The sequence below is a fragment of the Actinomadura meyerae genome, from assembly GCF_900188445.1.
Classification (GTDB): Bacteria; Actinomycetota; Actinomycetes; order Streptosporangiales; family Streptosporangiaceae; genus Spirillospora; species Spirillospora meyerae.
Map to the genome: position 1 here is coordinate 66173 of NZ_FZOR01000007.1, position 25609 is coordinate 91781.

General features: G+C 73.8%; 24 protein-coding genes and 4 tRNA genes. 17 read left to right on the top strand and 11 right to left on the bottom strand.

Going from position 1 to position 25609, the window contains the following annotated elements:
• Nucleotides 1–7: 7 nt before the first annotated feature.
• Complete coding sequence (locus CHF16_RS09950; protein ID WP_089325661.1) at nucleotides 8–1033, bottom strand: glycoside hydrolase domain-containing protein; 1026 nt, start codon at nucleotides 1031–1033, stop codon at nucleotides 8–10.
• 217 nt (nucleotides 1034–1250) lie between these two features.
• Between CHF16_RS09950 and CHF16_RS09955 the strand changes: the two genes are divergently transcribed.
• A complete protein-coding gene (locus tag CHF16_RS09955) occupies nucleotides 1251–2045 on the top strand; it encodes a DUF11 domain-containing protein (protein ID WP_089325662.1) in 795 nt (264 codons plus the stop codon).
• The gene (locus tag CHF16_RS09960; RefSeq protein ID WP_089325663.1) at nucleotides 2023–2949 is read left to right on the top strand and encodes an LLM class F420-dependent oxidoreductase; all 927 of its coding nucleotides are present in this window, start codon (nucleotides 2023–2025) and stop codon (nucleotides 2947–2949) included. Before CHF16_RS09955 ends, CHF16_RS09960 begins: the two co-directional genes overlap by 23 nt.
• Nucleotides 2950–3022: 73 nt before the next feature.
• On the opposite strand, the gene CHF16_RS09965 is transcribed toward CHF16_RS09960, so the two are convergent.
• Nucleotides 3023–4738, bottom strand: coding sequence for an MFS transporter (locus CHF16_RS09965; RefSeq protein WP_218826610.1), 1716 nt, complete (start codon nucleotides 4736–4738; stop codon nucleotides 3023–3025).
• A 175-nt stretch (nucleotides 4739–4913) separates the two neighbouring features.
• Here CHF16_RS09965 and CHF16_RS09970 point away from each other — a divergent pair, with 175 nt between their 5' ends.
• A complete protein-coding gene (locus CHF16_RS09970; protein ID WP_245868327.1) occupies nucleotides 4914–5648 on the top strand; it encodes a TetR/AcrR family transcriptional regulator C-terminal domain-containing protein in 735 nt (244 codons plus the stop codon).
• Here the strand turns inward: CHF16_RS09970 and CHF16_RS09975 are convergent.
• Complete coding sequence (locus CHF16_RS09975; protein ID WP_245868328.1) at nucleotides 5645–6460, bottom strand: TIGR02452 family protein; 816 nt, start codon at nucleotides 6458–6460, stop codon at nucleotides 5645–5647. The two genes, CHF16_RS09970 and CHF16_RS09975, sit on opposite strands and share 4 nt — an antisense overlap.
• A gap of 86 nt (nucleotides 6461–6546) precedes the next feature.
• Here CHF16_RS09975 and CHF16_RS09980 point away from each other — a divergent pair, with 86 nt between their 5' ends.
• On the top strand, nucleotides 6547–8016 hold the full coding sequence (locus tag CHF16_RS09980; RefSeq protein ID WP_089325666.1) for a 3' terminal RNA ribose 2'-O-methyltransferase Hen1: 1470 nt from the start codon (nucleotides 6547–6549) through the stop codon (nucleotides 8014–8016).
• Entirely contained in the window at nucleotides 8013–10559 is a 2547-nt protein-coding gene (locus CHF16_RS09985) for a polynucleotide kinase-phosphatase (RefSeq protein ID WP_089325667.1), read from the top strand. The genes CHF16_RS09980 and CHF16_RS09985 overlap by 4 nt, the downstream gene beginning before the upstream one ends.
• Before the next feature lie 106 nt (nucleotides 10560–10665).
• Here the strand turns inward: CHF16_RS09985 and CHF16_RS09990 are convergent, their stop codons facing one another.
• The 4 genes from CHF16_RS09990 to CHF16_RS10005 all read right to left on the bottom strand — a co-directional run bounded on the left by CHF16_RS09990 (nucleotide 10666) and on the right by CHF16_RS10005 (nucleotide 14253).
• Nucleotides 10666–10932: a TFIIB-type zinc ribbon-containing protein gene (locus CHF16_RS09990; protein WP_089325668.1), complete on the bottom strand. Its 267-nt coding sequence runs from the start codon at nucleotides 10930–10932 to the stop codon at nucleotides 10666–10668.
• Between the two features lie 66 nt (nucleotides 10933–10998).
• On the bottom strand, nucleotides 10999–11934 hold the full coding sequence (locus CHF16_RS09995; RefSeq protein ID WP_218826611.1) for a phosphotransferase family protein: 936 nt from the start codon (nucleotides 11932–11934) through the stop codon (nucleotides 10999–11001).
• Between the two features lie 8 nt (nucleotides 11935–11942).
• The gene (locus CHF16_RS10000) at nucleotides 11943–13652 is read right to left on the bottom strand and encodes an AMP-binding protein (protein ID WP_089325795.1); all 1710 of its coding nucleotides are present in this window, start codon (nucleotides 13650–13652) and stop codon (nucleotides 11943–11945) included.
• Nucleotides 13653–13761: 109 nt separating this feature from the next.
• Nucleotides 13762–14253, bottom strand: coding sequence for an Lrp/AsnC family transcriptional regulator (locus tag CHF16_RS10005; protein WP_218826612.1), 492 nt, complete (start codon nucleotides 14251–14253; stop codon nucleotides 13762–13764).
• A 105-nt stretch (nucleotides 14254–14358) separates the two neighbouring features.
• Here CHF16_RS10005 and CHF16_RS10010 point away from each other — a divergent pair, with 105 nt between their 5' ends.
• From CHF16_RS10010 to CHF16_RS10060, 12 genes are all read left to right on the top strand, one after another.
• Nucleotides 14359–15507 (top strand): MFS transporter, encoded by a 1149-nt coding sequence (locus CHF16_RS10010; protein ID WP_089325670.1) that lies wholly within the window; start codon nucleotides 14359–14361, stop codon nucleotides 15505–15507.
• A 132-nt stretch (nucleotides 15508–15639) separates the two neighbouring features.
• Complete coding sequence (manA, locus tag CHF16_RS10015; protein WP_342750085.1) at nucleotides 15640–16761, top strand: mannose-6-phosphate isomerase, class I; 1122 nt, start codon at nucleotides 15640–15642, stop codon at nucleotides 16759–16761.
• Complete coding sequence (locus CHF16_RS10020) at nucleotides 16758–17678, top strand: ROK family protein (protein WP_089325671.1); 921 nt, start codon at nucleotides 16758–16760, stop codon at nucleotides 17676–17678. Before manA ends, CHF16_RS10020 begins: the two co-directional genes overlap by 4 nt.
• A gap of 181 nt (nucleotides 17679–17859) precedes the next feature.
• Complete coding sequence (locus CHF16_RS10025) at nucleotides 17860–18123, top strand: sigma factor-like helix-turn-helix DNA-binding protein (RefSeq protein WP_245868330.1); 264 nt, start codon at nucleotides 17860–17862, stop codon at nucleotides 18121–18123.
• A 199-nt stretch (nucleotides 18124–18322) separates the two neighbouring features.
• Nucleotides 18323–18407 (top strand) — tRNA-Ser (locus CHF16_RS10030).
• 1 nt (nucleotide 18408) lies between these two features.
• Nucleotides 18409–18481: transfer RNA gene (locus tag CHF16_RS40185), tRNA-Met, on the top strand.
• A 1-nt stretch (nucleotide 18482) separates the two neighbouring features.
• Nucleotides 18483–18555: transfer RNA gene (locus tag CHF16_RS10035), tRNA-Arg, on the top strand.
• A gap of 2 nt (nucleotides 18556–18557) precedes the next feature.
• A tRNA-His gene (locus tag CHF16_RS10040) sits at nucleotides 18558–18629 on the top strand.
• 88 nt (nucleotides 18630–18717) lie between these two features.
• The gene (locus tag CHF16_RS10045; protein ID WP_245868331.1) at nucleotides 18718–20559 is read left to right on the top strand and encodes a glycoside hydrolase family 3 protein; all 1842 of its coding nucleotides are present in this window, start codon (nucleotides 18718–18720) and stop codon (nucleotides 20557–20559) included.
• 91 nt (nucleotides 20560–20650) lie between these two features.
• Nucleotides 20651–21784, top strand: coding sequence for an ROK family transcriptional regulator (locus CHF16_RS10050; RefSeq protein ID WP_218826613.1), 1134 nt, complete (start codon nucleotides 20651–20653; stop codon nucleotides 21782–21784).
• Between the two features lie 82 nt (nucleotides 21785–21866).
• Complete coding sequence (locus CHF16_RS10055; RefSeq protein WP_089325673.1) at nucleotides 21867–22175, top strand: hypothetical protein; 309 nt, start codon at nucleotides 21867–21869, stop codon at nucleotides 22173–22175.
• Nucleotides 22172–22471 (top strand): hypothetical protein, encoded by a 300-nt coding sequence (locus tag CHF16_RS10060; protein ID WP_089325674.1) that lies wholly within the window; start codon nucleotides 22172–22174, stop codon nucleotides 22469–22471. The genes CHF16_RS10055 and CHF16_RS10060 overlap by 4 nt, the downstream gene beginning before the upstream one ends.
• Here the strand turns inward: CHF16_RS10060 and CHF16_RS10065 are convergent.
• The 4 genes from CHF16_RS10065 to sigK are packed head-to-tail and all read right to left on the bottom strand — an operon-like array spanning nucleotide 22468 to nucleotide 25608.
• The gene (locus CHF16_RS10065) at nucleotides 22468–23577 is read right to left on the bottom strand and encodes an AAA family ATPase (protein ID WP_089325675.1); all 1110 of its coding nucleotides are present in this window, start codon (nucleotides 23575–23577) and stop codon (nucleotides 22468–22470) included. The two genes, CHF16_RS10060 and CHF16_RS10065, sit on opposite strands and share 4 nt — an antisense overlap.
• Entirely contained in the window at nucleotides 23574–24224 is a 651-nt protein-coding gene (gene pnuC, locus CHF16_RS10070) for a nicotinamide riboside transporter PnuC (RefSeq protein WP_089325676.1), read from the bottom strand. The genes CHF16_RS10065 and pnuC overlap by 4 nt, the downstream gene beginning before the upstream one ends.
• A gap of 38 nt (nucleotides 24225–24262) precedes the next feature.
• Nucleotides 24263–25012, bottom strand: a complete 750-nt coding sequence (locus CHF16_RS10075; protein ID WP_089325677.1) for an anti-sigma factor — start codon at nucleotides 25010–25012, stop codon at nucleotides 24263–24265.
• On the bottom strand, nucleotides 25009–25608 hold the full coding sequence (sigK, locus tag CHF16_RS10080; RefSeq protein WP_089325678.1) for an ECF RNA polymerase sigma factor SigK: 600 nt from the start codon (nucleotides 25606–25608) through the stop codon (nucleotides 25009–25011). The genes CHF16_RS10075 and sigK overlap by 4 nt, the downstream gene beginning before the upstream one ends.
• Between the last annotated feature and the right edge of the window lies 1 nt (nucleotide 25609).

The window sequence follows — 25609 nt, forward strand, 5'->3', positions numbered from 1 at the left end:
CGCGGCGTCAGCGCCAGAACAGGGCCTTCGCGGTGGCGCTCTGGAGGGTCGCCGGGGCGGTGCCGTGCTGGACGACCTGCACGCGCAGGCGGTGCCCCGTGCCGACCACGTCGGCGGAGACGCCGTAGAGCAGGTAGGTCGTGTCCCCGGCGGAGACGAAGTCCTGGACGGGCCCGACCTCGTACCTGCTCGCGTCCGCGGCCTCGACCTCGATGGCGCGGGCCTGCAGGAGGGTGCCCGCCGGGACGCCCCGCACGGTGGCGGTGACGGACAAGCTGTACTGGGCGGACCCGTTCAGCATGTCCGGGCCGCCCTTGTCGTAGTGCTGGTGCTCGGAGTCGGAGTACTCGTAGGCCCAGTCGATGGCCGTCCACTGGCCCGGCGGGAGCTGCTGGCCCGCGGCGGCGCCCACCGAGACGTAGTCGGGCGTGTCACCGCCCGAGGGTGCGTCGCCGACGCGCCACTGCCCGTAGTCGCTCTTCACGGCGCGGTCGTAGTCGACGCCGACGCCGTTGATGGTGTGGTCGTTGGAGTACTGCTGGAGCTGCGCGCGGGCGTCCCAGCGGCCCCCGGACCACGCGTACGTCTGCCAGCCGTAGGTGATCTTCCCGGCGTCGAAGGCGCGCTTCATCGGGCCGTAGCCCGCGTAGAGGCCGACGCGGTCGCGGCCGATGACGCTGGCGACGCCGTCGAGGTAGGCGTTGATCTCGTCCTGCTGGGACGCGGAGGCGTCCCAGTCGGCGGCGAAGTAGATGGGGCGCCCGTCGGGCATGCCGCACGCCTTGGCCTGCGCGGCCGCGTCCCTGGCGTCCGCGACGCCCGCTGAACGTCCGTCGAGGGGGCGCTTCGCGCTGGTCTCCCAGACGACCACCAGCCAGATGCCCGCGCTCGACAGGTCGTCCGCCTCGGCACGGGTCAGGTTCTTACCGGTCGTGTCGTGGGACAGGTAGCGGCACGCGAACTTCGCCCCGGCCCGCTTCAGCGCGGTGGTGCCGGGGCGCCCCCACGCGTAGTCGACGCCGAAGACTGCCATGTCAGCTCCATGGGTCGGGTGTCGGTCCCGGCCGATTCAACTACCTCCGCGGCGGAGGCCGCAGCACATTGGGCAGGTTCGCAGTTCGGTGCGCGCGCCGGGCGGGCCCGGTGGACGGTGTCCGCGGCGACACGCCGACACGGCGCTAGGTGGCCGGTGCGGCGCTCGCTAGAACGGACGTATCCGTAACGAAACCGCAGGCCACGGGGGTCTCAACATGGTCTGGACACTGAAGGGGCGGGGGCTGGCGCTGCTGGTCGCCGTCCCGCTGCTGGGTGCGGTCCCGGCGGCGCACGCCGACGGCCCCGGGCCATCGGCGCACAAGGGGGACAAGGGGAGCCACTCCAAACCGGCTCACAAGCACAAGGCTCACAAGCACAAGTCCTCTAAGCACAAGCCTTCCAAGCACAAGCCTTCCAAACACAAGCCTTCCAAACACAAGCCTTCCAAGCACGAGAGCTCGAAGCACAAGGGCTCGAAAGGCTCCAAGCACAAGGGCTGGAAGCACGAGGCGCGGGTGATGTCGCTGCGCATGCGGAGCCCCAAGCAGGCCGTCGTTCCCGGTCGCACCTACACGTGGACGTTCACGGTCGCCGCCAGGGGCAAGGGGACGCGCGGGAAGGCGGCGTTCAAGGCGACGTTGCCGAGGACGCTGGCGTACGTCTCGGGGGAGAAGCACTGCAAGTCCGCCGGGCAGAAGGTCTATTGCTGTCTCGGCACCCTGGAGAAGGGCGAGGAGGCCACCGGCACGATCCGGGCGAAGGTCACCAGGCGCGCGAAGCCGGGGGCGAGGATCAGTCCGCGCGGGACGGCGGTGTGGGGCCGCAACCGGGTCACCCACCGCTTCCCGGCCGTCCGCGTCGCGCGGACCGCCGTTCTGGCGCTGCCGGAGCGGGCCCCGGCGACGGCCCGGTCCGGCGCGGAGATCCCGTACACGCCGCGGCACCCGGTGGCGCGACCAGGGCGGGACGGGTACCAGGATGGGAACCATGCGTCTTCGAATCTTCACTGAGCCCCAGCAGGGGGCGAGCTATGACACGCAGCTGGCGGTCGCCAAGGCGGCCGAGGACCTCGGCTTCGACGCGTTCTTCCGGTCCGACCACTTCGTCAAGATGGGAGACGTCAGCGGCGAGCCGGGCCCGACCGACTCGTGGGTCACCCTGGGCGCGCTGGCCCGCGAGACGAGCCGGATCAGGCTCGGCACGCTGGTGACGGCGGCGACGTTCCGGTACCCGGGGCCGCTCGCCATCGCGGTCGCGCAGGTCGACCAGATGAGCGGCGGCCGGGTCGACCTCGGGCTCGGGACGGGCTGGTTCGACCAGGAGCACACCGCCTACGGCATCCCGTTCCCGAGCCTGGGGGAGCGGTTCGAGCGGCTGGAGGAGCAGCTCGACATCATCACCGGGCTGTGGGGGACGCCCGCCGGGGAGACGTTCTCCTACAGCGGCGCCCACTACACGCTGGCCGATTCGCCCGCGCTGCCGAAGCCGGCGCAGGCGGGCGGCCCGCCGATCATCATCGGCGGGGTCGGGGCGAAGCGGACGCCGCGGCTCGCGGCCCGCTACGCCGACGAGTACAACGTCCCGTTCCACCAGGTGCAGGAAACGGGGGAGGCGTTCGGCCGGGTCCGCGCCGCGTGCGCCGAGGCCGGCCGGACGAAGCCGATGGTCTACTCCGCCGCCCAGGTCGTGTGCTGCGGCCGGGACGAGGCCGAGGTGAAGCGCCGGGCCGACGCGATCGGGCGGGAGGTGTCCGAGCTGCGCGACAACGGCCTGGCCGGGACGCCCGGCGAGCTGGTCGACAAGATCGGCCGGTTCGCGGAGCTGGGCGCGGAGCGCCTCTACCTGCAGGTTCTCGACATGCACGACCTGGACCACCTGGAGCTGCTGGCCGCGGAGGTCATGAGCAAGGTGTGACGCGCCACAAGGCCCGCGGCCGGGGACGTCCCCCGGTCGCGGGCCTTGCCGTTTCCGTCGGGCGGTGTTCTCGTCAGACGGTCTCCTCCGCCGGCTCCTCCTCGGGCCGGGCGTGCATCGGCAGCAGGAAGGTCGCCAGGAAGGTGAGGCCGAGCATCCCGACCTCGACCCACAAAGTGATCTTCATGGCGTCGCTGAAGCCGTTCTTGGCCGAGTCCTCGGCGGCCGCCGCGACGGCCTTCCGCACGGCGGGCGCCGACTGCGGCGCGGCGGCGATCGCGGCCCCGACGTCGCCCTCCAGCCGGCGGCAGGACGCGGGGACGGCGGCGGAGTCCTTCGCGGTGGCGCGGTCGTGGCCGCAGTCGCGCAGGCCGGTGACGACGCGGTCCGGCAGCGGGGCGGGGACGGACGCGGCGGCGAGGTCGCGGCGCAGCGCGGCCGCTCCGTCGTCGGCGGCGCTCGCGACGTGCCCGCCGAGCAGGCCGAAGAACACCGTGCCGAGGACGGCGGCGCCGAGCGCGCTGCCGAGCTGCTGGACGGCGGTGAGCGTGCCGCCCGCCGACCCGGTCTCCTCCGGCTCGACGCCGGCGAGGACGGTGTCGAAGAACGGCGCCATCAGCATGCCCATGCCGAGGCCGGTCACGGTCAGGGCGGGGACGAGCTGCCAGGGCGTGACGCCGGTCCCGGCGTACTGGAGCGTGGCGTAGGTCGCGACGATGCCGCCGGCCATGACGGCGGTGCCCGCGTGGATGACGGTGCGGCCGAAGCGCTGCACGGCCTGCGCGACACCGAAACCGACCATGATGCCGGCCGACCAGGGGATCTGGGCGAGGCCCGCCTTCAGCGGGGAGTACCCGAGCCCCAGCTGGAAGAACAGCGCCAGCACGAGGCCGAGGCCCGCCATCCCGGAGAAGAACACCAGGCCGACGACCAGGCCGCCGGTGAAGCCGCGCTTGCGGAACAGGCTCGGCACGATCAGCGGGTCGCCGCCGCCGCGCTGCTTGCGGGCCTCGTACCAGGCGAACGCGCCCCAGACGAGCAGGGAGGCGCCCATCATCAGGAACGTCCAGAGCGGCCAGTCGTGCTCGCGGCCCTGGACGATCGGGTAGACGAGCAGGCCGGCGGCGGCGGACGCGAGGACGGCGCCGGTCAGGTCGAGCCGGGTCGCGTGCTCGGCGCGCCCCTCCGGCAGGAACTTCAGCCCGGCCAGCACGGCGGCGAGGCCGAGCGGCAGGTTGATCAGGAAGATCATCCGCCAGCCGGTGCCGAACAGGTCGGCGTCGACCAGCCAGCCGGCCAGCACCGGCCCGCCGACCGAGGACAGCCCCATCACCGGGCCGAACAGCCCGAACGCGGCGCCCATCTCCTTGGCGGAGAACATCTGCTTGATCATTCCGATGCCCTGCGGCAGCATCATCGCGCCGAACAGTCCCTGCACGACGCGGGCGCCGACCAGCATCCCGGGGGACACGGCCACGCCGCACAGCAGCGAGCCGAGCGTGAAGCCGGCCGCGCCGACGAGGAACATGCGCCTGCGTCCGTAGAGGTCGCCGAGGCGGCCGCCGGTGATGAGGCCGACCGCCATGGCCAGGGTGTAGCCGGCGGCGAGCCACTGGATGGTGGCGGCGGATCCGCCCAGCTCGGCCCGGATCGTGGGCGCCGCGATGTTGGTGATCAGCGCGTCCAGCATGTCCATGACCTCGCCGGCGAGGATCACGAACAGGGCGACCCAGCGCCAGCGGTAGCCGGCTTCCGCGACGCCCTTGGCGGGGGACGTGAGTGTCGTCATGGTGGTCTCCATGGGGAGGGGAGGAACAGCGTTCGTATCAACGAACACTGTTCTAAAGAAGGAACGGCGTTCGTGTCAAGTACGATGTTCGAGTAGCCGAGTTTCTCTCGCCAAGAGAGAAGATATATCGCGTATCGCGATTGTCAAGATGTATCGCGAGATGGGGAGGTCCGCCGTGGCCAGCGAAGCGCTGCCGACACCGCCCGGGCGCAGGCCCCGCAGGGCCGGGCCGCCGCGCCGCCCGCTCACCCAGGAGGCCATCGTCGAGACGGCGATCCGCGTCCTGGACGCCGAAGGGCTGGAGGCGGTCACCATGCGCCGCGTCGCGCAGGAGCTGGGCACCGGGCCCGCGTCCCTCTACGCGCACGTCTCCGGCAAGGAGGAGCTGCGCGAGCTGATGCTCGACCGGATCGCCGCCGAGGTCCGGCTGCCCGTCCCCGACCCGGCGCGCTGGCAGGAGCAGCTCAAGGAGCTGGCCCGCGAGATCCGCCGCGTCTACACCTCGCACCGCGACATCGCGATGGTCTCGATCGGGCTCATCCCCACCGGCCCCCACCTGCTGGACATCGCCGAGGCGCAGATCGCCCTCATGCGGGCCGGCGGCGTCCCGAAGGAGATGGCGGGGATCGCCGTCGACACCCTCGGCATGTTCCTCGACGCCGACGCCATCGAGGACACGGTCTACGTGGCGCGGACGCCGGAGGGCGAGAACCCGTGGGAGCACATGCAGGCGTACCTGGAGCAGGTCAGGGAGTACTTCGCCGCCCTGCCGCCCGAGCGCTACCCGCACCTCGTCGGCATGGTGGACGAGCTCACCGGCGAGAGCGGGGACGGGCGGTTCGAGTTCGGGCTCGACCTCCTCGTCCGGGGCATCGCGTCCTACGCCGAAGGGGGGAAGCGTCCGGACTAGGCGAAGGCGCTGAACGCCCGCTCGAAGGCGGCGTGCCTCGGGGAGCCAACGGCGGTGTCCCACACGGCGAACACGACGTGCTCGAAGCGTCCGGCGAACTCGCCGCCGGGGCGCAGCGGCTCGGCGAACGCCGCCGCGACCTCGTCCGGGTCGTTGCGGAACACGCCACACCCCCACGCGCCGAGGACCAGCCGCCCGTGCCCGCGCGCGAGCGCGACGGCGAGCACCTTGCGGGCCCGCAGCCGGAGCACCTCCGGGATCCGCGCGGCCGCCGCGCCGTCCCGGATCGCGCCGCGGTTCGGCGCCGGGGACGTCAGGAACGCCACGCCGTACGGCTCGTCGAGCAGCCGCCCGGCGTCGTCCCGGAACACCGGCACGCCGGGCGAGTAGATCATGTGGTCGCTGTAGAGGAGGTCGCGCTGGGCGCGGTGGAAGTCGTAGAACTCCCTGGCCGACCGCAGCGACGCGTAGAGGCCGGACGAGCGCGCCAGCCCCTCCTCCTGGGCGTGCGCCCCGTTGAGGAAGCCGCCGCCCGGGTTCTTCGCGGACGCGAAGTTGAGCGCGAGCGGGTCGGCGGCCCCGCCGCACAGCCTGCGCGCGGCGGCGAGGGTCGTCTCGCCGGTCACCTCGACGCGCGTCCGCACGGCCTCGCCGCCGGGTGGCCCGGCCAGGAGCGCGTCCAGCTCGCCAGGGCGGTACAGGACCGTGCTCTCGACGGCGCGCGCGAGGTCGTCCGCGATCGAGACGGTGCGACCGGAGGGCGCGGTGTATCCGCCGCGTTCCATGATGGCCACGGTCTCCTGGGCGGTCATGCGGCGTGGGTGTCTGCTCATATCGCGCCGCATTCTTCCGGAAAAAGGAATGCGGATCACCCGGTTATGTCCGCCACACTGGGCGCGTGCTTCTGACGATCACCACGACCATGGACCAGGCGTCGGACCTGGGATTCCTCCTGCACAAGCATCCGGAGCGGGTGCAGCGCTTCGAGCAGTCCTTCGGCACGGCGCACGTCTTCTACCCCGAGGCCGGCGAGCGGCGCTGCACGGCGGCGCTGCTCCTGGACGTCGACCCGGTCGCGCTCGTGCGGACGCGGGGCAGAGGCACGCCGGACTTCTCCCTCGGCCAGTACGTGAACGACCGCCCCTACGCGGCGTCGTCGCTGCTCGCGTCCGCCATGGCCGGCGTCTTCCGCACCGCGATGCGCGGCCGGTGCGCCGCGCGCCCCGAGCTGGTGCGCGCGCCGATCCCGCTGGAGGTCGTCCTGCCGGCCCTGCCGTGCCGGGGCGGGCCGGAGCAGGCCGCCCGGTTCTTCGGGCCGCTCGGCTGGGACGTGTCGGCCGTGCCCGTCCCGCTCGACCCGGAGTTCGCCGCGTGGGGCGACTCCCGGTACGTGACGCTGACGCTGACCGGGACGCTGCGGCTCGCCGACGCGCTCAACCAGCTCTACGTGCTGCTGCCCGTCCTGGACGACTCCAAGCACTACTGGCTCGCGCCCGACGAGGTCGACAAGCTCGTCCGGGCGGGGGAGGGCTGGCTCGCCGCGCACCCCGACCGGGGCGCCATCACCCGGCGCTACCTGGCCAACCGGCGCGCGCTCGTCCGCACCGCGCTGGGCCGCCTCGCCGACGCCGAGGACGCCTCCGACGAGGAGCTCGACCCCGTGCAGGTCGAGGAAGAGCACGCGTCCCGCGCCGACGGAGACGCGGCTCCCGCCGAGGAGGAGCAGGCGCCACCTGCCGAGGAGGACCGGACGGTCCCGCTCGCGGAGCGCCGCCTCCAGGCGGTCGTGCAGGCGCTGCGCGACGAGGACGCCCGGCGCGTCATCGACCTCGGCTGCGGCTCGGGGAAGCTGGTGGCGATGCTCGCCAAGGACGACTTCTTCAGCGAGATCGCCGGAGCGGACGTCTCGCACCGCGCGCTGAGCCACGCCTGGCGGCGGCTGCGCTGGGACGACGGGCCGCACACGCGGCAGGGCGAGCGGGGCGGACGCGTCCGGGACGTGTTCCAGGGCGCGCTCACCTACGCCGACGAGCGGTTCGCAGGCTACGAGGCGGCGGTGCTGATGGAGGTCATCGAGCACGTCGACCCGCCCCGTCTCGGCGCCGTCGAGCGGGTGGTGTTCGGGCACGCCGCGCCCCGCGTGGTCGTCGTCACGACCCCGAACGCCGAGTACAACGTCCGCTACGAGGGCCTCGCGCCGGGCGCGATGCGCCACTCCGACCACCGCTTCGAATGGACGCGGGCCGAGTTCCGCGCCTGGGCGGGCCGGGTCGCCGGAGAGCACGGCTACCGCGTCCGCCACGTTCCCGTGGGCGACGACGACCCCGAGGTCGGCGCGCCCACCCAGATGGGGGTCTTCACCCGATGACCGAGATCAAGGTCCCGGAGGCGGGGCTCGTCGTGCTGGTCGGCGTGACCGGCTCCGGCAAGTCCCACTTCGCGCGCAAGCACTTCGCCCCGACGCAGGTGGTGTCGTCCGACTTCTGCCGCGGCGTCGTGTCGGACGACGAGAACGACCAGTCCGCGAGCGCCGACGCGTTCGACCTGCTCCACTACATCGTGGGCACGCGGCTGCGGCGCGGCCTGCTGACCGTGGTGGACGCGACGAACGTGCAGCCGAAGGCGCGCGAGGCGCTGCTGCGGATCGCCAAGGAGCACGATGTCCTGTCCGTCGCGATCGTCCTGGACGTGCCGGAGAGCCTCGCCGCCGAGCGGAACGCGACCCGGCCCGACCGCAACCTGCCGCCGCACGTGATCCCGCGCCAGCGCCGGGAGCTGCGGCGCGGGATGCGGGACCTGGCCCGCGCGTTCCGCCGCCACTACGTGCTGACCGGCGCGGAGGAGATCGACGCCGCGACGATCGTCCGCGAGAAGGCGTGGAACGACAAGCGGGAGCTCACCGGCCCGTTCGACATCGTCGGCGACGTGCACGGCTGCCGCGCGGAGCTGGAGGACCTCCTCACCGGCCTCGGCTACGAGATCGAGCGGGACGCGGAGGGGCGGCCCTGCGGCGCGAACCACCCCGGCGGGCGGACGGCCGTCTTCGTCGGCGACCTCGTCGACCGCGGGCCCGACTCGCCGGGCGTCCTGCGGCTCGTCATGGGCATGGTCGCGACGGGCGACGCGCTGTGCGTCTCGGGTAACCACGAGGCGAAGCTCGTCCGTGCACTGCGCGGACGCAAGGTGCGCGTGGCGCACGGCCTGGAGAACTCCCTGGAGCAGTTCGCCGCCGAGGACGACGACTTCCGCAAGCGCGCGCTGGAGTTCATGGACGGACTCATCAGCCACTACATGCTGGACGACGGCCGCCTGGTCGTGGCCCACGCCGGGCTCAAGGAGGCTTACCACGGACGGTCGTCCGGACGGGTCCGCTCGTTCGCGCTCTACGGAGACACCACGGGGGAGACCGACGAGTACGGGCTTCCCGTCCGGTACCCGTGGGCGCGCGACTACCGGGGCAAGGCCATGGTCGTGTACGGGCACACTCCCGTCCCGGAGGCGGAGTGGGTCAACAACACCATCTGCCTGGACACCGGGGCCGTGTTCGGCGGGAAGCTGACCGCGCTGCGCTATCCGGAACGCGAGCTGGTGTCGGTCCCGGCCCGGCAGGTCTGGTACGAGCCGACGCGTCCCCTGGAGGCCCCGGCTCGGGGCGGCTCGCGGGAGAACGAGGTCCTCAACATCGGCGACGTCCTCGGCAACCAGGGGGTCGAGACCCGGCTCATGGGCCGCGTCTCCGTCCGCGAGGAGAACGCGCGGGCGGCGCTGGAGGTGATGAGCCGGTTCGCGGTCGACCCACGCTGGCTCGTCTACCTGCCGCCCACCATGGCGCCCGCCGAGACCTCGGCGCTGCCGGGCTACCTGGAGCATCCCGCCGAGGCCCTCGCCGCCTACCGGGACAAGGGCGTGGCCCGGGTCGTGTGCGAGGAGAAGCACATGGGCTCGCGCGCCGTGGCCGTCGTCTGCCGCGACGTGGCCGTGGCGGCCGAGCGCTTCGGAGTGGCGGACGGGACGACCGGCGCCCTCTACACCCGCACCGGGCGCGCGTTCTTCCGCGACCCGTCCCGCACGTCCGAGGTGCTGGAGCGGCTGCGCGCCGCGATCGGCGCCGCCGGGCTCTGGGACGAGCTGGACACCGGATGGCTCGTCATCGACGGCGAGCTGATGCCGTGGTCGGCGAAGGCCATGGAGCTCATCCGCACCCAGTACGCGGCGACCGGGGCGGCGGCCCGCGCTGCCCTGCCGATGGCGGCCGACGCTCTCGCGCGCGCGGAGGCGCGCGGGCTCGACCTCGGCGGCCTGCGCGAGCACATCGACCGGCGCGCCGCCAACGCGTCCCGCTTCAGGGACGCCTACGCGCGGTACTGCTGGACGGTGGACGGCCTGGACGGGCTGAAGTTCGCCCCGTTCCAGATCCTCGCGGGTGAGGGCCGTGCCTGGGCGGACGCACGCGACCACGAGTGGCACATGTCGGTGGCGGCGCGGCTCGCGGACGGCGACGCGAGCGGGCTCGTCAAGCGGACGGCCTCGGTGACCGCCGACCTGGGGTCGCCGGAGTCGGAGGCCGCCGTCACCGCATGGTGGGAGGAGCTCACCGCCTCCGGCGGCGAGGGCATGGTCGTCAAGCCGCTGGGGCCCGTCCCCGAAGGCGCGAAGATCCAGCCCGGCGTCAAGTGCCGGGGGCCGGAGTACCTGCGGATCATCTACGGCCCCGACTACCGCGAGCCGGAGCACCTCGACCGGCTGCGCCGCAGGTCGCTCGGCCGGAAGCGGTCGCTGGCGATGCGCGAGCACGCGCTCGGCGCCGAGGCGCTCGACCGGCTCGCCGCGGGGGAGCCGCTGTGGCGCGTGCACCAGGCGGTGTTCGCCGTGCTGGCGCTGGAGTCCGAGCCCGTCGACCCGCGCCTGTAGTCCGGACGGCCGGGCCCGGCCCCGGACGTGCCCGGCCCCGGACGCGCCCGGCCCCGGACGCACAAGGCCCGCCCCTCGGCGAGGGGGGCGGGCCTTGCGGGACGCGTCAGGTCGAGAACAGCATGTGGAAGACACTGCCGTGGTACGGGCGGTGGTGCCCGCCGTGGTGATGGTGGTGCACCGCCGCCGGCGCGCTCCATCCCGGTGCCGCGGCGGGCGGTGGCGGGGCCGCCCGGTACTGCGACTCCATCTGGCTCAGGGCCTCCAGCTCGCCGTAGTCGAGGAAGATGCCCCGGCAGCTGTCACATTGCTCGATGTGGACGCCGCTGCGGGTGTAGGTCCGCATCACGCCACGACACTTAGGGCAGTGCATCGCCTGTCGTCCTTCCGGTCTGGATCCCCAGGTAGAGGCTAAATGTAGGGCAGGTTTCGCGCCACGTCATGCCGCGTCCCCCGCCGCGGATATTCTCACGCAGGCATCGATCATCGCCTGCTCCGGCCCGTCCAGGGCACGATCATCCCTCTCCGCGGATATGACGCACGTGGCCGCGATCTGGATCGCAAGACTTCGGGCGGGTATGTCCAGGCTCGTCCAGGGGTCGCCCTGCGCGGGGACCGCCGGGCCCCCGGCCGCCGTGTACGCGCCGAGGAATCGCGTCCACTCGTCCGGGTGCAGGACTCCGGCTGAGTAGAGCGCGGCGGGGCGGGCGAGGTCCCACGCCGGGTCGCCCCTGCCCAGGTCCTCGATGTCGATGAGCCGCCAGCGGCCGTCGCGCGCGCGGACCATCTGGCCCAGGTGCCAGTCGCCGTGGATGAGGTGCTGCGTCCGTGCCGGGGGCTCGTCCTCCTCACCGCGTATCCATGCGGGAAGGGTGGCGAACGCGCGCTTCACCGCGTCCGGGGCGGGGCCTTCGCCGACCTGTGAGATGAGGCGTGCCACACGGGTCGGACGTCCCCAATGCGGTGCGTCTGCCGGGACGGCCTCCGCATGGAGCGCCGCCAGAAGCCGCGCCCCCTCCTCCCAAGGGAGTGCTTGGTTCGGGTCGACCGGGTCGCCGTACGAGGCGATCGTGACCGTCCGGCCGTCCACGGTGAGGGGCGCACCTGCCGGCCCCAGGAGAAGGTCCGGGAGCGTGGCCGCCAACCTGATACGCGCCAGGAACGGAGCCCCATGCTCGCGGTCGGCCTGATGCGCCTTGACCACTACGTCACCGACGCGCACCACGAGCACACCGTGCCGGTCGTACAGCGTCTCCGGCGACGCGTCTCCCGATGCCGCTTCGGCGGGGCCCGATGCCGCGCCGGCGGGGGCGGAAGCGCGCCCGATCTCAACGAGCCGGGAGAAGAGCCCGGACTGGACGGTCTCGGTCTGCACCCGCCCAGTCAACCACTCCGCGCCGCACCGCTCCGCCCTTGCGCGGAGGCGGCGAACTCGTCCCGCAGCCGCTGCCGGACGACCTTTCCCAACAGGTTCCTGGGCAGTTCGGTACGCGGGAGGAACTCCGACGGCACCTTGTAGCGCGACAGGTAGCGCTTGCAGTGCCGCCGCAGCTCGTCGGCCGAGAAAGGGTAGGCGGGATGCTCCACCACGTGCGCGATGATGCGCTCCCCGCGCCGCGCGTCCGGCACGCCGACCACCGCGCAGTCGTAGACGGCGGGATGGCGGCGCAGCACCTTCTCCACCTCGGTCGGGAACACGGTGAAGCCGTTCACCTTCATCATGTCCCGCAGGCGGGCCAGGATGGTGATGAAACCCTCCTCGTCCATCACGCCGATGTCACCCGTGCGCAGCCACCCCTTCGACAGGGTCTGCGCGGTCGCGAGCGGCGCGTTCCAGTAGCCGGCGAAGACCTGCGGCCCGCGCACGACCAGCTCCCCGGCCTCGCCGGGCGGCAGCACCCGCGTCGGCTCGTCCTGGTCGACGACGACCACGTCCGTCGACGGCAGCGGCAGCCCGACGGTCAGGTTCCGGGCGGTGCCGTCCAGCGGGTTCGCGGTGATGGCCGGGGACGCCTCGGAGAGCCCGTAGCAGTTGGTCAGCCCCTTGGCGCCGAGCCGCTCCAGCCGGTCGATGGTGCTCTGCGCCATGTCCATCGCGCCGGAGATGTAGATGCGCAGCGACCGCAGGTCCGACGGCCGGAACCGGGGGCTGTCGAGCACCTGCTCGTACAGCGTCGGCACGCCCGGGAAGATCGTCGGCCGGTACCTGCGGATCGCGCGCACCACCCGGTCGCCGTCGTAGCGCGGCAGCAGCACCACCGCGCCCGCCGTCATCACCGGCGCGACCAGGCAGCTCATCAGCCCGAACGAGTGGAACAGCGGCAGCACCGCGAGCGTCACGTCCGTGGCGGGGCGCCCGTCGAGGTCCCAGGCGTGCTGCTGGCAGGCGTTCGCGACGAGGTTGCGGTGCGTCAGCATCGCGCCCTTCGGGCGGCCCTCCGTCCCGCCGGTGTACTGGATCGCCGCCAGGTGCCGGGACGGGTCCAGCGGGAGCTGCCGCACGTGCCGCCGCGGCGGCCGCTGCAACTCGCGGAACGGGACGACGCCCGGATCGTCCGGCACGTCCGCCGCGATGGCCGCGCGGCGCCGCTGCATCTGCACCAGCGGCAGCCGCAGCATGAGCCGCCGCGGCGCTGGCAGGTAGTCGACGAGCGACGTCACCACGATGTGGTCGAGCCGCAGCCGGGACCGCACGGCCCGCACCGTCGCGAAGGACCGGTCCAGCACGACGGCGACCCGCGCACCGCAGTCGGCGAGCTGCCGGAGCATCTCCTCCTCGGTGTAGAGCGGGTTGTGCTGGACGGCGATGGCGCCGCGGCGCAGCACCGCGTAGAACGCGATGACCATCTGCGGGCAGTTCGGCAGGATCAGCGCGACCCGGTCGCCGGGCTGCACGCCGAGCCGGTGCAGGCCGTCGGCGAACCGGTCCACCGCCTCGCGCAGCTCGCGGTAGCAGAGCCGCCGCCCGAAGAAGATCAGGGCGGGCCGGCGCGGGTACCGGTCGGCGGCATCGTCGAGGAGCCGTGTGACGGGGATGTCCGGGATGTCGATATCGCCGGGGACACCGGGCTGATACCTCCGCCGCCAGGCCATGGAACGCAGTGACGAGTGCCACATAGCGCACGATTCAACCATTTCTCCGGCGTCCGCGGGGGCGAGCCACCGGGTCCAGGGGCCCGCAGGCTGCCAGGCCCGGAGCGACCTACCGGGTCCAGCCCTCCGAGGCCGTGACCGTCCGCGCGCCCGGGACCGGCGGCTCGACGGCGCGCCCCTCGAACGCGGTCGACAGCACGATGTGCGAGTTCATCTCGCCGTGCTCGCCGAGCCGCTCCAGCAGCCCCTCCAGATGCGCCATCGACCCGACCCGCACCCTGAGCATCGAGCACCAGTTCCCGCTCAGCTTGTGCACCTCGGTGACCTCCGGCAGGTCCTCCGCGGCGGTCGTCTTCAGCAGGCAGCGGCCGAGCGCGCAGCGCATCTGCACGAACGCGGTGAGCGGCTGCCCGACCCGCGCCGGATCGACCCGCGCCGCGTACCCGGTGATCACTCCGGACTCCTCCAGCCGCCGCACCCGCTCCGCGACCGCCGGGGCGGAGAGGTTGACGAGCCCCGCCAGGCGGTTGAACGACAGCCGCCCGTCCCGCTGCAACTCCGCGAGGATCCGCCAGTCGGTCTGATCGAGTTCCCTGTCCACGGGCAAAGTCCTTCCGCCGGAATTCCTTGCAAACTAGAAGCAGAAGGCGCCGATCGCCAGTGATCGCCCATTCTCTCCCGAGACCGGCCTTCATAGCGTTAAGGGATGGCGAAACGCTCGGCACCGATGGCGGCCCTCTGCTCGGGAACCGCGCTGATGAACGCGTCCATGGCGGTCGCGAGCGCGACCGGCACCCTCGTCGCCGGCGACCGGCTCGGCACCGGCTGGGGCGGCGTCCCCGGCACCGCCGGCATCGTCGGGACGGGCGCCGGGGCGCTCCTGCTGACCCGGCTCACCCGCCGGCTGGGCCGCCGCGCCGCCTTCGTCCTCGGCTACGCCGCCGCGGCGGCCGGCGCCTGCCTGGCCGCCGCCGCGGTCGCGGACGGCGACGTCGCGGGGCTGTGCGCCGGCATGCTCCTGCTCGGCCTCGGCAACGCGGGCGCCCAGCTGTCCCGGTACGCGGCCGCCGACCAGTACCCGGCCGGGCGGCGCGGATTCGCCATCGGCCTCGTCGTGTGGTCGTCCGCCGCCGGCGCCGTCGGCGGGCCGCTGCTGCTCGACCCGTCCGGCGCCCTCGCCGGGGACGCCGGGCTCTCCCCGCTGACCGGCCCGTTCCTGCTCGCCGTCCTCACCTGCGCGGTCGCCGCCGTCGCCGCGGCCGGCGTCCCCGGCGCACGGCCGGGCACCACCGCGCGGCCGCTGCCGGTGCGCGGGCTCGTCCGGACCCCGGCCGCGCGGTCCGCCCTTGCGGTCATGGTGACCGCGCAGGTCGTGATGGTCGCCGTCATGACCGCCGCCCCGCTCGACATGCACCTGCACGGCGACGGCCTGGACGCCGTCGGGATGACGCTGTCCGCCCACACCCTCGGCATGTTCGCGCTCTCACCGGTCACGGGCCGCCTCTTCGACCGCTTCGGCGCCCGTCCCGTGATCCTCGGAGGGCTGCTCACCCTGGCGTTCTCCACCGCGCTCGCGGCCGTCGCGCCCGGCTCCGCGGGACGCGCCGCGGCGCTGTTCCTGCTCGGCTACGGCTGGAACCTGTGCTTCGTCGGCGGCAGCGGCCGGCTCGCCCGCGACCTCCCCGAGGCGGACCGCCCGCACGTCGAGGGCGCCGTCGACGCCGCCGTCTGGACGATCGCCGCCGCCGCGAGCCTCGCGTCCACCGCCGTCCTGTCGGCGGGCGGCTACGCGGCCCTGGCCTGGGCGTCCTGCGCCGCGGCCCTGCTGGCCGCCCTCGCCCAGACGCGCCGGTAGCGCGCCCCCCGTCCCGCCGGAACGATCACTCGGGCGGGGCCTGTGCCCGCCGCTCCCGGGCGCTTGTACGCTGTCCCTCACGAGCGCCGACCTCCCGACGTGGCGCACCGAGTAAGGAGAACGCGCGGGTTGGTGCCCCTGCCGCTGTCCACCGTGATCCGGCCCTACGACTGGGGGTCGCGCACCGCGTTGCCGGAGCTGCTCGGCACCGAGCCGACCGGGCGCCCGCAGGCCGAACTGTGGGCGGGCGCGCACCCGGCCGCCCCGTCGTCGGTGGACGGGACGCCGCTCAACGTCCTCATCGAACGCGACCCGGCCCGGATGCTCGGCGCGCCCTCGATGGCCCGCTTCGGCCCCACGCTGCCCTACCTGCTCAAGGTGCTGGCGGTCGAGAAACCGCTCTCCCTCCAGGTGCACCCCACCATGGCGCAGGCGGAGGCGGGCTTCGCCGCCGAAGAGGAGCGCGGCATCCCGCTCGACGACCCCGCCCGCACCTACAAGGACCCGTTCCACAAGCCCGAGATGGTCTGCGCCCTCACCGACTTCCACGGCCTGTGCGGTTTCCGCGAGCCCACCGCGACGGCGGCCCTCCTCGACGACCTCGCCGTCCCCGAGCTGCGCCCCTGGGCCGGCGCGCTCCGCACCGAACCGCCCGCGCGCGCCCTGCGCACCGTCCTCACCCAGATGCTGGACGCGAGCTCCGCCCCGATCCGCAAAGCGGTCGAGCCCGCCCTCACCGGCGTCTACGCCGACATCGCCCGCGCCTACCCCGGCGACCCCGGCGTCCTCGCCGCGCTCCTGCTCAACCACGTCGAGCTGAAGCCCGGCGAGGCCCTCTTCCTGGACGCCGGCGTCCCGCACTCCTACCTCGGCGGCCTCGCGATCGAGGTCATGGCGAACTCCGACAACGTCCTGCGCTGCGGCCTCACCGGGAAGCACGTGGACGTCCCCGAACTGATGCGCGTCGTCGAGTTCGCCCCGTCCGCACCCGCCAGGGTCGACCCCGCGGGCGAGCTGTACCGGGCCGGCGCCGACGAGTTCACCCTCGTCCGCCACGACCTCGCCGACGCCGCCGACCTGCCCACCGGCCTGCCCCAGACGCTCCTCTGCCTCGAAGGCGAGGCGACGCTCACCACCACCGGCACCCTGACCCTCGGCAGGGGAGAGGCGGCGTTCGTCCCCGCCGGCGCCCCCGCGGTCCACCTCACCGGAAAAGGCACGCTCTACCGCGTCCTGCCGGGGATCGGGTCATGACCGTCCTCGCGCTCGACATCGGCGGCACCAAGTTCGCCGTCGCCCGCGTCGACCCGTCCGGAACGCTCCTCGACCGCGCCGAGCACCCCGTCGGCCAGTCGCCCACCGCCACCCTCCGCGGCCTCGTCGCCGACTTCGCCGACCCGTCCGTCACCGCCGTCGGCATCGGCTCGGCGGGCCCGATCGACACCGCCGCCGGCACGGTCAGCCCCATCAACATCCCCCGCTGGCGCGGCTACCCCCTCGTCGCCGCCGTCCAGCGGCTTGTTTCCGGCGTCCCCGTCTCCCTCGCCGGCGACGCCCAGTGCATGGCGCTCGGCGAATGGTGGCGCGGCGGCCACGGCGCCCCGTCCCTGCTCGGCATCGTCGTGTCGACCGGCGTCGGCGGCGGCCTCATCCTCGACGGCCGCCCCTGGACGGGCCGCACCGGCAACGCCGGCCACATCGGCCACGTCCTCGTCGACCCGGAGGGCGAGCCCTGCATCTGCGGCGCCCGCGGCTGCCTGGAGACGGTCGCCGGCGGCCCCAGCATGGTCCGCTGGGCGCTCGCCCAGGGCTGGACCCTCGCGACCGGCCGCCCCGACGCCAAGGCCCTCGCCACCGCCGCCCGCGCCGGCGCCCGCATCCCCCTCGCCGCCTTCCAGCGCGCCGCCGCCGCCCTCGCCACCGCGATCCTCGGCGTCGCCGCCGTCCTGGACGTCGGCGACGTCGTCATCGGCGGCGGCGTCGCCGCCTCTGGCGACCTCCTCCTCGACCCCCTCCGCAAGGCCATCGCCGAACGCGCCGGCATGCCCCACCTCCGCGACCTGAACATCACCGCCACCACCCTCGACCGGGACGCCGGCCTCTACGGCGCCGCCGCCCTGGCCCTCCTGACCTCCGACACCCCCCTCACCCCAACCCCCCTCGATTCCTGAGCGCCATCTGGAGCATTCAGGGGTAGCTCTGCCTTCGCTCCCGTGTTTTCGCAGGTGAATGGCTCTCTGGGGGGCCGCTTGAGACCCACGCGAATGGAGGGCGGATAAGTCCTCCTGAGCGCTTCCTTAACGCGGGCATAAGGGGCGGGCGCTTGGGGCGGTGGGGTGCGAGGTTCTTGGCGTGGCACTGCGCATGGGTAAGCACACCGGTTCGTCCGGCCCCGGTTCGGCGGGGCAGCGGATGCGCCCCGCGGTGGTCGCCCGGGCCTTCCAGAGGCTGCCGTCCGCGCACCGCGAGATCCTCACCGAGACCGTCTTCCGGGACCGGTCGGTCAACGAGGCCGCCGCCTCGCTGGGGGTGCCGGTGGACGTGGTCAAGGTCCGCGTCTACCACGCGCTCCGCGCACTGAGCGCGGCGGTGGAGGCGTCCAGGTCCGCGGTCTGAGGCGCCTGTAAATGGGTTGCCGGGCGGGAATCGTCGCGGCAGCATGGGCGTTGCACGATACGAGACCGAGAGGAGAGGGAAATGCGAAGCCATCGAATGCACAGCAGCAGCCCTTCCGGTCTCGGGAGTCGTCGAAGGACGTGATCAGCGCGTTCTGACGCCGACCGCCCGCAGGCCGCGGGCGGTCTTTTGTTTTCCCGGAGGGTTGGCCGAGTGGGAAGGCAGCGGCTTGCTAAGCCGTCGTCAGGGGCGACCCTGCGCGAGTTCGAGTCTCGCACCCTCCGCGCCAGGTGGGGACGCTGGTGTGTCCGGCGGATTCATAGCCCGCGGTAGGCAGGTTCGATTCCTGCACCTGGCACGTCTCCGTGGCGCAGTGGAGAGCGCGCCGGGTTGCGGACCCGGAGGTCGCAGGTTCGATTCCTGCCGGAGACACGGCCTTCGTGGTGTAGTGGTCTGCACGCCAGGTTGTGGTCCTGGAGGTGTCGGTTCGATCCCGATCGAGGGCCCTTTGTCCGTGGTGGGGACCGCCAGAAATTGCTCATGCCCGGACATCCGGTTGGGTTGCGTTTGATCAACCCTGGAAATGCTCTCCGCATGGGCACCTCCCTGCAAGCGATGCGGTCCCGGCTCCTCGCGTTCGGCGTGCTGGGGGTGCTGGCGCTCGCCGCCTACGGCGGGCCGGTGCGGGCGCAGCCGGGGCCCGCCCCCTACCTGGACCCGCACCTGTCCGTCCAGGACCGGGTCGCCGACCTGCTCGGCCGGATGAGCCTGGCGGACAAGCTCGGCCAGATGACGCAGCCGGAGCGCAGGTACATCACCCACGACGAGGTCACCCGATACCGGATCGGGTCGGTGCTGTCCAGCGGCGGGTCGGCGCCCGTGCCGAACACGCCGGAGAACTGGGCGGACATGTACGACGGGTTCCAGCGGGCCGCGCTCGCCGCGCCGCTGCGCGTCCCGCTCATGTACGGCGTGGACGCCGTGCACGGCCACAACAACATGGTCGGCGCGACGATCTTCCCGCACAACATCGGGCTCGGCGCCACCCGCGACCCGGCGCTGGTCAGGAGGATCGGTGCCGCGACCGCGGCGGAGATGGCGGGGACGGGCGTCGACTGGAACTTCGCCCCGTGCGTCTGCGTCGCCCGCGACGACCGGTGGGGACGCACGTACGAGTCGTTCGGCGAGGTGCCCGAGCTGCCGACGATGATGACGACGGTCATCGACGGGCTCCAGGGATCCACGCTCAGCGGGCCCACGTCGGTGCTGGCCACGGCGAAGCACTACGTCGGGGACGGCGGCACCGTGGGCGGCGACGACCGGGGTGACGTCCGGCTGCCGGAGAAGGAGCTGCGCGCGCTGCACCTGGCGCCGTTCCAGGCCGCGGTGAAGCGCGGTGTCGGCTCCGTGATGGTCTCCTACAGCTCGTGGAACGGGCTGAAGATGCACCAGAACAAGTACCTGATCACGGACGTGCTGAAGGGCGAGCTGGGCTTCGGCGGGTTCGTGGTGTCGGACTACAACGGCATCGACGAGATCGACGGCAAGCCCGGATTCACCCGGGACGAGGTCGCCGCCGCGGTCAACGCCGGCATCGACATGGTCATGGTGCCGGCGGAGTGGCGCCGGTTCCTGGAGTACCTGCGGGACGAGGTGCAGAAGGGCGACGTCCCGATGGCGCGCATCGACGACGCGAACCGCCGCATCCTGACCAAGAAGTTCGAGATGGGCCTGTTCGAGCGGCCCATGGCGGACCGGTCGCACCTGGCGGCGGTCGGCAGCGCGGCGCACCGCGAGCTGGCGCGGCAGGCGGTCGCCGAGTCGCAGGTGCTGCTGAAGAACGAGGACGTGCTGCCGCTGGCCGGTGACGACAAGGTGTTCGTCGCTGGCCGCAGCGCGGACGACATCGGCATGCAGTCCGGCGGCTGGACGATCACCTGGCAGGGCGAGCCGGGGCCGATCACCCCGGGCACGACGATCCTGGACGGCATCCGCAAGGCCGCCGACCGGGGCGCGACCATCACCTACAGCAAGGACGGCGGCGGCATCGACCCGTCCTATGACGCGGCGATAGCCGTGGTGGGGGAGACCCCGTACGCGGAGTACCACGGCGACCGGACGGACGGCCTCCGCCTGGACGAGGCCGATCTGCGGACCATCGACCGGCTGCGCGCCTCGGGCGTCCCGGTGATCGTGGTGCTGGTGTCGGGCCGACCGCTGGACGTCGCCGCCCACCTGCCGAAGTGGGACGCGCTGGTCGCGGCGTGGTTGCCGGGCACGGAGGGGCAGGGGGTCGCCGACGTCCTGTACGGCGACGCCGAGCCGCGCGGGAAGCTCCCGGTGACGTGGATGCGCAGCGGCGACCAGGAGCCCATCAACAGGGGCGACGGCAAGAAGCCGCTCTTCCCGTTCGGCTACGGCCTGACCTACGGGTAGCCGAAATCTCGATCAAGCCCGCTGACCTGGCTATCCTTGGCGCAGCCCGGCGCCGGGCGACCCCGGGCGCCGATCGCCGTCGAGAGGTGCCGTGTCGCAACATCCGCTGCACGGGGGAGATCCCTCGGTGCTCCGCCGCCTCAACGCCGCCGCGACCCTGCGGGCGCTGCGCGACGGCGGCGAGGCGACGCTGTCGGAGCTGGCGGCGCGGGTCGGGCTGTCGCGGCCGACGACCGAGGGCGTGCTCGGCGAGCTGATCCGCCGCGGGCTGGCCGCCGAGGACGCGCCGCGCCCCGGTGCCGGGCTCGGCCGTCCCGCGCGCCGGTACCGGTTCCGCGCCGAGGCGGGGTACGCGCTCGGCATCGACGTCCGCGCGCACCGGGTGCGGCTGCTCGTCGCCGACCTCACCGGCGAGGTCATCGGCGGACGCGGCGCCCCGCTCGACCCGCGGGCCCCGGCGGCGGAGCGGATCGCGGCGGTGCGCGCCGCGGTCACGGCGTGCCTGGGCGCGGTGCGGGTCGGCCGCCGGTCGCTGTGGGCGGTCGCCGCCGGCACCCCCGGCGTCGTCGCCCCGGACGGGACGGTCACCTCCTGCACGGTGCCGCCGGGCTGGGCGGGGGTGCGCCTGGCCTGCGAGCTGGGCCGCTCGTTCCGCTGCCCCGTCCTCGTGGAGAACGACGCCAACCTCGCCGCGCTGGCCGAGCGGTGGGTCGGCGCCGCCCGCGCCGCCGACGACGTCGTGTGCGTGTACGCCGCGCTGGACGCCGGGACGGGCGCGCTGATCGGGGGCCGGCTGCACCGGGGCCGCCACGGCGCCGCCGGGGAGGTCGGCATGCTGCCCGAGCTGGGGCTGCGCGACACCGCCGCGGCGCTGGCGGGGGAGCCGTCCCTGGACGGGGCGGTGCGGGTGCTGGAGGCGGCGGCCGCCGGCGACGCGGCGGCGACGGCGCGGGTGAACGCGCTCGCCGCCCGGATGTCCCGGGGCGTGGCCGCGGTGGCCCTCGCGCTCGACCCCGAGATGATCGTGGTGGCCGGGCCGCTCGGCACGGCCGGCGGCCCGCTGGTCGCCGAGCTGCGCCGGCTGGTCCGGCCGCTGTGCCCGGCCCCGGTCCGGGTCGAGGGCTCCCGGCTGGGGGACGAGGCGGTCGGGCTCGGCGCCGTCCGGCTCGCGCTCGACCGGATCGACGAGGACCTCTTCCGCCTCGACCGCCGCGCCGCGACGTGACCTCCCCGGTCCTGTCGGCGGCGGGTTGTAGGGTCCCGGTGGTACGGGCGAGCGGGGACTGTACGAGACGGACGGGAGCGACATGAGCGCACAACCGGTCGAGCCTCTCCTTCCGGGCCAGGTCCACCGGGTCCCGCGGACGATCGCGGGCATCGCCGCCTGGCTGTCCGAAGAGCGGCGCGCCGAGTTCCTCGCGGAGATCACCGCCGCCGAGGAGGAGGACGAGTACGAGGACGTCCTGGACGGCTGGTGGGCCGAGGCGCACTTCGCGCAGATCCCCGACCGCGAGGCGCGGCGCGCCGAGGCGATCGCCGAGATGCGGGCGGGGAAGAAGGTCTCGCTGGACGAGCTCCGCGCCCGCTGGCGGCTGCGCGGCGATGACGCCGGGTGACCACCGTCAAGGGCGGCTGGACCGTCTTCTGCTCGGAGTCGGTGTGCGAGGTCATGGAGTCGATGCCCTCGCTGCGGGGCTTCTTCGTCGACTTCTTCTGTGACTTCGCGGCCGGGGCGGGGGCGGCGGTCGACCGGGGCTCGGCTCCTCCGGGCAGGCCGCAGGCCGAGCCGGGCGTCTACAGCCTCCTCGTCGAGAGCTCCGGCATCTTCATCGAGTACGCGGTGATGGCCGACATCAAGGAGTTCCTCATCTCGAAGATGCTCTACAGCTGTCCGGCCAGGCCCGGGGGCTAGGGGGTCAGCGGTTCGCCGAAGGTCCAGCCCTCGGCGAGCAGGGCGTCGGTCGCGGCGACGGCGTCGGCCAGGCGGCGTTCGTGCGGGCCCGCCACGGTGATGTGCGGCAGGCGCCGCTTCTCGAGTTCCTCCCGGAAGCGGTCCGACATCCACCGGCGGATCGACTCGCCGTCGCGCCAGCCATCCTGCTCGAACGGGACACCCTCCGGCGACGCCAGGATCCACAGATGGTGCGGGACGCGCTCGTGGACGGCCTCCACCTCCGGCGCCGGCGTCCCGAGGTAGCGCTCGTGCCACACGACGGTCGCGAAGGCGTCGGTGTCGCAGACCAGCAGCGGCGACCCCGACCGGGCCGCCGCGTCCTCCAGCGCCGCGTGCCGTTCGGCGATCTCCGTGAACTCGGCGCTCTCCCAGGTCAGGCCGTCCAGCCACAGCGACGGGTCGCCGGTGGCGCGGCGCGCGGCGGCCAGTTTCTCCTCGGTGTACGTCCGGCCGTACTCGGGCACCCACCGGGTCGCGGCCCACACCCCGCCGCGCTCCGCGTAGTGCGCGGCGAGCGCGCGGGCGAGCGTCGTCGTCCCGGTCGACTCCGCGCCGACCACCACGACCCGCCGCGCCAGGTACGCCCGGACGGGCGGCGACAGGAACTCCCAGTGCGCCACCGGGTCCGCCCGGACGGCGGTGCCGCTGACCGGGAAGCGCTCGCGCGGCGGGTCGACCGGCACGTGCACGGCGGAGAAGCGCTCCGCCAGCTCGGGCCCGTACGCCTCGGAGCTGAACACCGCGTCCACCGGCGGGACGGAGACGCCGAGGCCCGACCGCATCGCGAGCCCCGCCCGGAACGCCGCGACGTGCGCCGACCAGGCCTCGCCCGACTCGTAGTCGATCTCCGCGTCGTCCACGACCGGGAAGACCTCGACGTTCGGCTGCCGGTGCGCCTCGCGCAGCCACGCCGTCCGCAGTGCGAGCGGGACGCTCTCCACGCTGGACGCGGCGACGACCACGCTGACCCGGGCGCACGCCGCCGCCGCGGTGTCGATCAGGTGGTGGTGGCCGGCGTGCGGCGGGTAGAACTTGCCGATCACCAGCCCGTGCGCGTACCTCACGCCGCCGCGGCCGCCGCGTCCGCCGGGCGGGACCGCAGGTCGCGGCGCCAGGCCAGCAGCCCGGACACGCACAGCGCCAGGAAGATGACGTACAGGACGCCGGTGAGCTTGAGGTCCTTGTAGAGGTAGAGCGGGATGTAGACGAGGTCGGCGGTGATCCACAGCCACCACGACTCCAGCAGCTTGCGCGACTGCCCGTAGGTCGCCATGAGCGAGATCGAGGTGGTGAGGGCGTCCCAGAACGGCACGGTCGAGTCGGTCCACTCCGACAGCGCCCAGGTCAGCAGGGCGGTTCCGGCGGCGCCCGCCGCGACGAGGCCCGCCCATTCGGCCCGCCGCGTCCGCCGCACGGGGAGCGCGTCCCGGCCCTCGCCGCCGTACAGCCACACCCACCACCCGTACAGCTGGAGCGCGACGTAGACGACCTGGAGCCCGGCGTCGGCGTACAGGCCGCCGTCCAGGAACACCAGCCCGAGCAGGATCACGTTCGCGATGCCGATCGGCCAGTTCAGGATGTTCTGCCGGACGACCAGCCACACGTTCACCGCGCCGGTCGCGAAGCCGAGCAGCTCCGCCCAGGTGGTGGGGACGGTCCCGATGTGGAACGCGGGCTCCAGCAGCGGACCCAGCGGAACGTGCACCGACATGCCGGCAATGATCACATATCGCCGGGCGGCGGCACAGGTCAGGCGGGGCTGAGCAGGACGAGCGGTTCCGTGGTCGGGCGCGCGGAGCCGCCGGCGGGCTCGACGGTGACGCCGAGCTTGTCGGCGGGGCGCCAGGTCCCGGCGACGACCGGGTCCGTCCGGCCGGCGGGCAGCAGGCCCGCCGAGCGAGGGCCGCTCCGGTCGATCAGCCACAGCTGGTACGCCTGCGACGGCGGCAGCGCCCGCAGCCCGGACGCCGAGACGACGACCCGCCCCCGCAGCGCGGACGCGACGATCGTGACCGTCCCGCCTCCGGCGGCGCGTCCGGTGGCGGTGCGCGCGTCCGGCGCGGACAGCACCGAGGCGACCTCCCGGTACGCGGCCTCCGTCCGCTCCACCCGGTGCCGTTCGCGGACCACGGCGGTGACGGACGCGGCCGTCACCAGGCAGGCGGCGGCCGCCAGCCCGGCGGCGACCGCGCGCCGCCACCGCCGCGGCCGGGACGCGCTCGGAGCGGCCCGGCGCGCCGGCGCCGCGGGGGCCGCTGAGGCCGCGGGCGGGAGCTGCCGGACGTCCCGGATGCCCGCCAGCACCCGGCCGCGCAGCGCCGCCGGGGGAGCCTCGGCCGCCGCCATGGCAAGCCGGGCCGTCGTCTCCCGGAACTCGCGCAGCTCGGTCGCGCACGCCTCGCAGCCCGCGAGGTGCGCCTCGAAGAGCCGCCGCTCCGCCGCGTCGTCGATCGCGTCCAGCGCGTACGCGCCGGCGAGGGCGTGCGGTTCGTCGCTCATCCCGCCACCCCCAGGCAGTCGCGCAGCCGGATGATGCCGTCGCGCATCCGGGTCCGGACGGTGTTGGGCGGCGCCCCGACCAGGGCCGCGACCTCGCGGTAGGTGTGGCCGCCGTAGTAGGCGAGCGTCACCGACTCGCGCTGCAGGCGGGTGAGCGTCCGCAGGCAGCGCCGCACCCGCTCGTGCTCCAGCCGGGTCTCGACCCGCTCGGCCACCGGGTCGGGCGCGCCGCCGGACCCCGCGCCGCCCTCGCCCTCGCGGGCCGCGCGCGCCTCGCGCTCGCCCGCGGCCTGCTCGCGCCGCACCCGGTCCACGGCCCGGCGGTGCGCGATCGTCGCGATCCACGCCATGGCGCCGCCGCGCGCGGGGTCGTAGCGGGCCGCGGACCGCCACACCTCGATCATCACCTCCTGCGCCACCTCCTCCGCCATCGCGGGGTCGCGGACGACCCGCCGCGCCAGCCCGAACACCGCCGGTGCCGCCACGTCGTACAGCTCCTCGAACGCGCGCTCGTCGCCGCGCGCGACCCGGCCGAGCAGCACGTCCGCGTCGCGCGCGGGCAGGGTGCCGCCCGGCGGTCCCGTCTCCGCCGGCATC

Coding starts and splice junctions, on each gene's coding strand:
- sigK (WP_089325678.1), bottom strand. CDS start 25,608: ATGCCGGCGGAGACGGGACCGCCGGGCGGCACCCTGCCCGCGCGCGAC.
- CHF16_RS09965 (WP_218826610.1), bottom strand. CDS start 4,738: ATGACGACACTCACGTCCCCCGCCAAGGGCGTCGCGGAAGCCGGCTAC.
- CHF16_RS09950 (WP_089325661.1), bottom strand. CDS start 1,033: ATGGCAGTCTTCGGCGTCGACTACGCGTGGGGGCGCCCCGGCACCACC.
- CHF16_RS10075 (WP_089325677.1), bottom strand. CDS start 25,012: ATGAGCGACGAACCGCACGCCCTCGCCGGCGCGTACGCGCTGGACGCG.
- CHF16_RS10020 (WP_089325671.1), top strand. CDS start 16,758: ATGACCGTCCTCGCGCTCGACATCGGCGGCACCAAGTTCGCCGTCGCC.
- CHF16_RS09960 (WP_089325663.1), top strand. CDS start 2,023: ATGCGTCTTCGAATCTTCACTGAGCCCCAGCAGGGGGCGAGCTATGAC.
- CHF16_RS09990 (WP_089325668.1), bottom strand. CDS start 10,932: ATGCACTGCCCTAAGTGTCGTGGCGTGATGCGGACCTACACCCGCAGC.
- CHF16_RS09955 (WP_089325662.1), top strand. CDS start 1,251: ATGGTCTGGACACTGAAGGGGCGGGGGCTGGCGCTGCTGGTCGCCGTC.
- CHF16_RS09975 (WP_245868328.1), bottom strand. CDS start 6,460: ATGACCGCCCAGGAGACCGTGGCCATCATGGAACGCGGCGGATACACC.
- CHF16_RS10010 (WP_089325670.1), top strand. CDS start 14,359: ATGGCGAAACGCTCGGCACCGATGGCGGCCCTCTGCTCGGGAACCGCG.
- CHF16_RS10055 (WP_089325673.1), top strand. CDS start 21,867: ATGAGCGCACAACCGGTCGAGCCTCTCCTTCCGGGCCAGGTCCACCGG.
- pnuC (WP_089325676.1), bottom strand. CDS start 24,224: ATGTCGGTGCACGTTCCGCTGGGTCCGCTGCTGGAGCCCGCGTTCCAC.
- CHF16_RS09985 (WP_089325667.1), top strand. CDS start 8,013: ATGACCGAGATCAAGGTCCCGGAGGCGGGGCTCGTCGTGCTGGTCGGC.
- CHF16_RS10045 (WP_245868331.1), top strand. CDS start 18,718: ATGGGCACCTCCCTGCAAGCGATGCGGTCCCGGCTCCTCGCGTTCGGC.
- CHF16_RS10000 (WP_089325795.1), bottom strand. CDS start 13,652: ATGGCCTGGCGGCGGAGGTATCAGCCCGGTGTCCCCGGCGATATCGAC.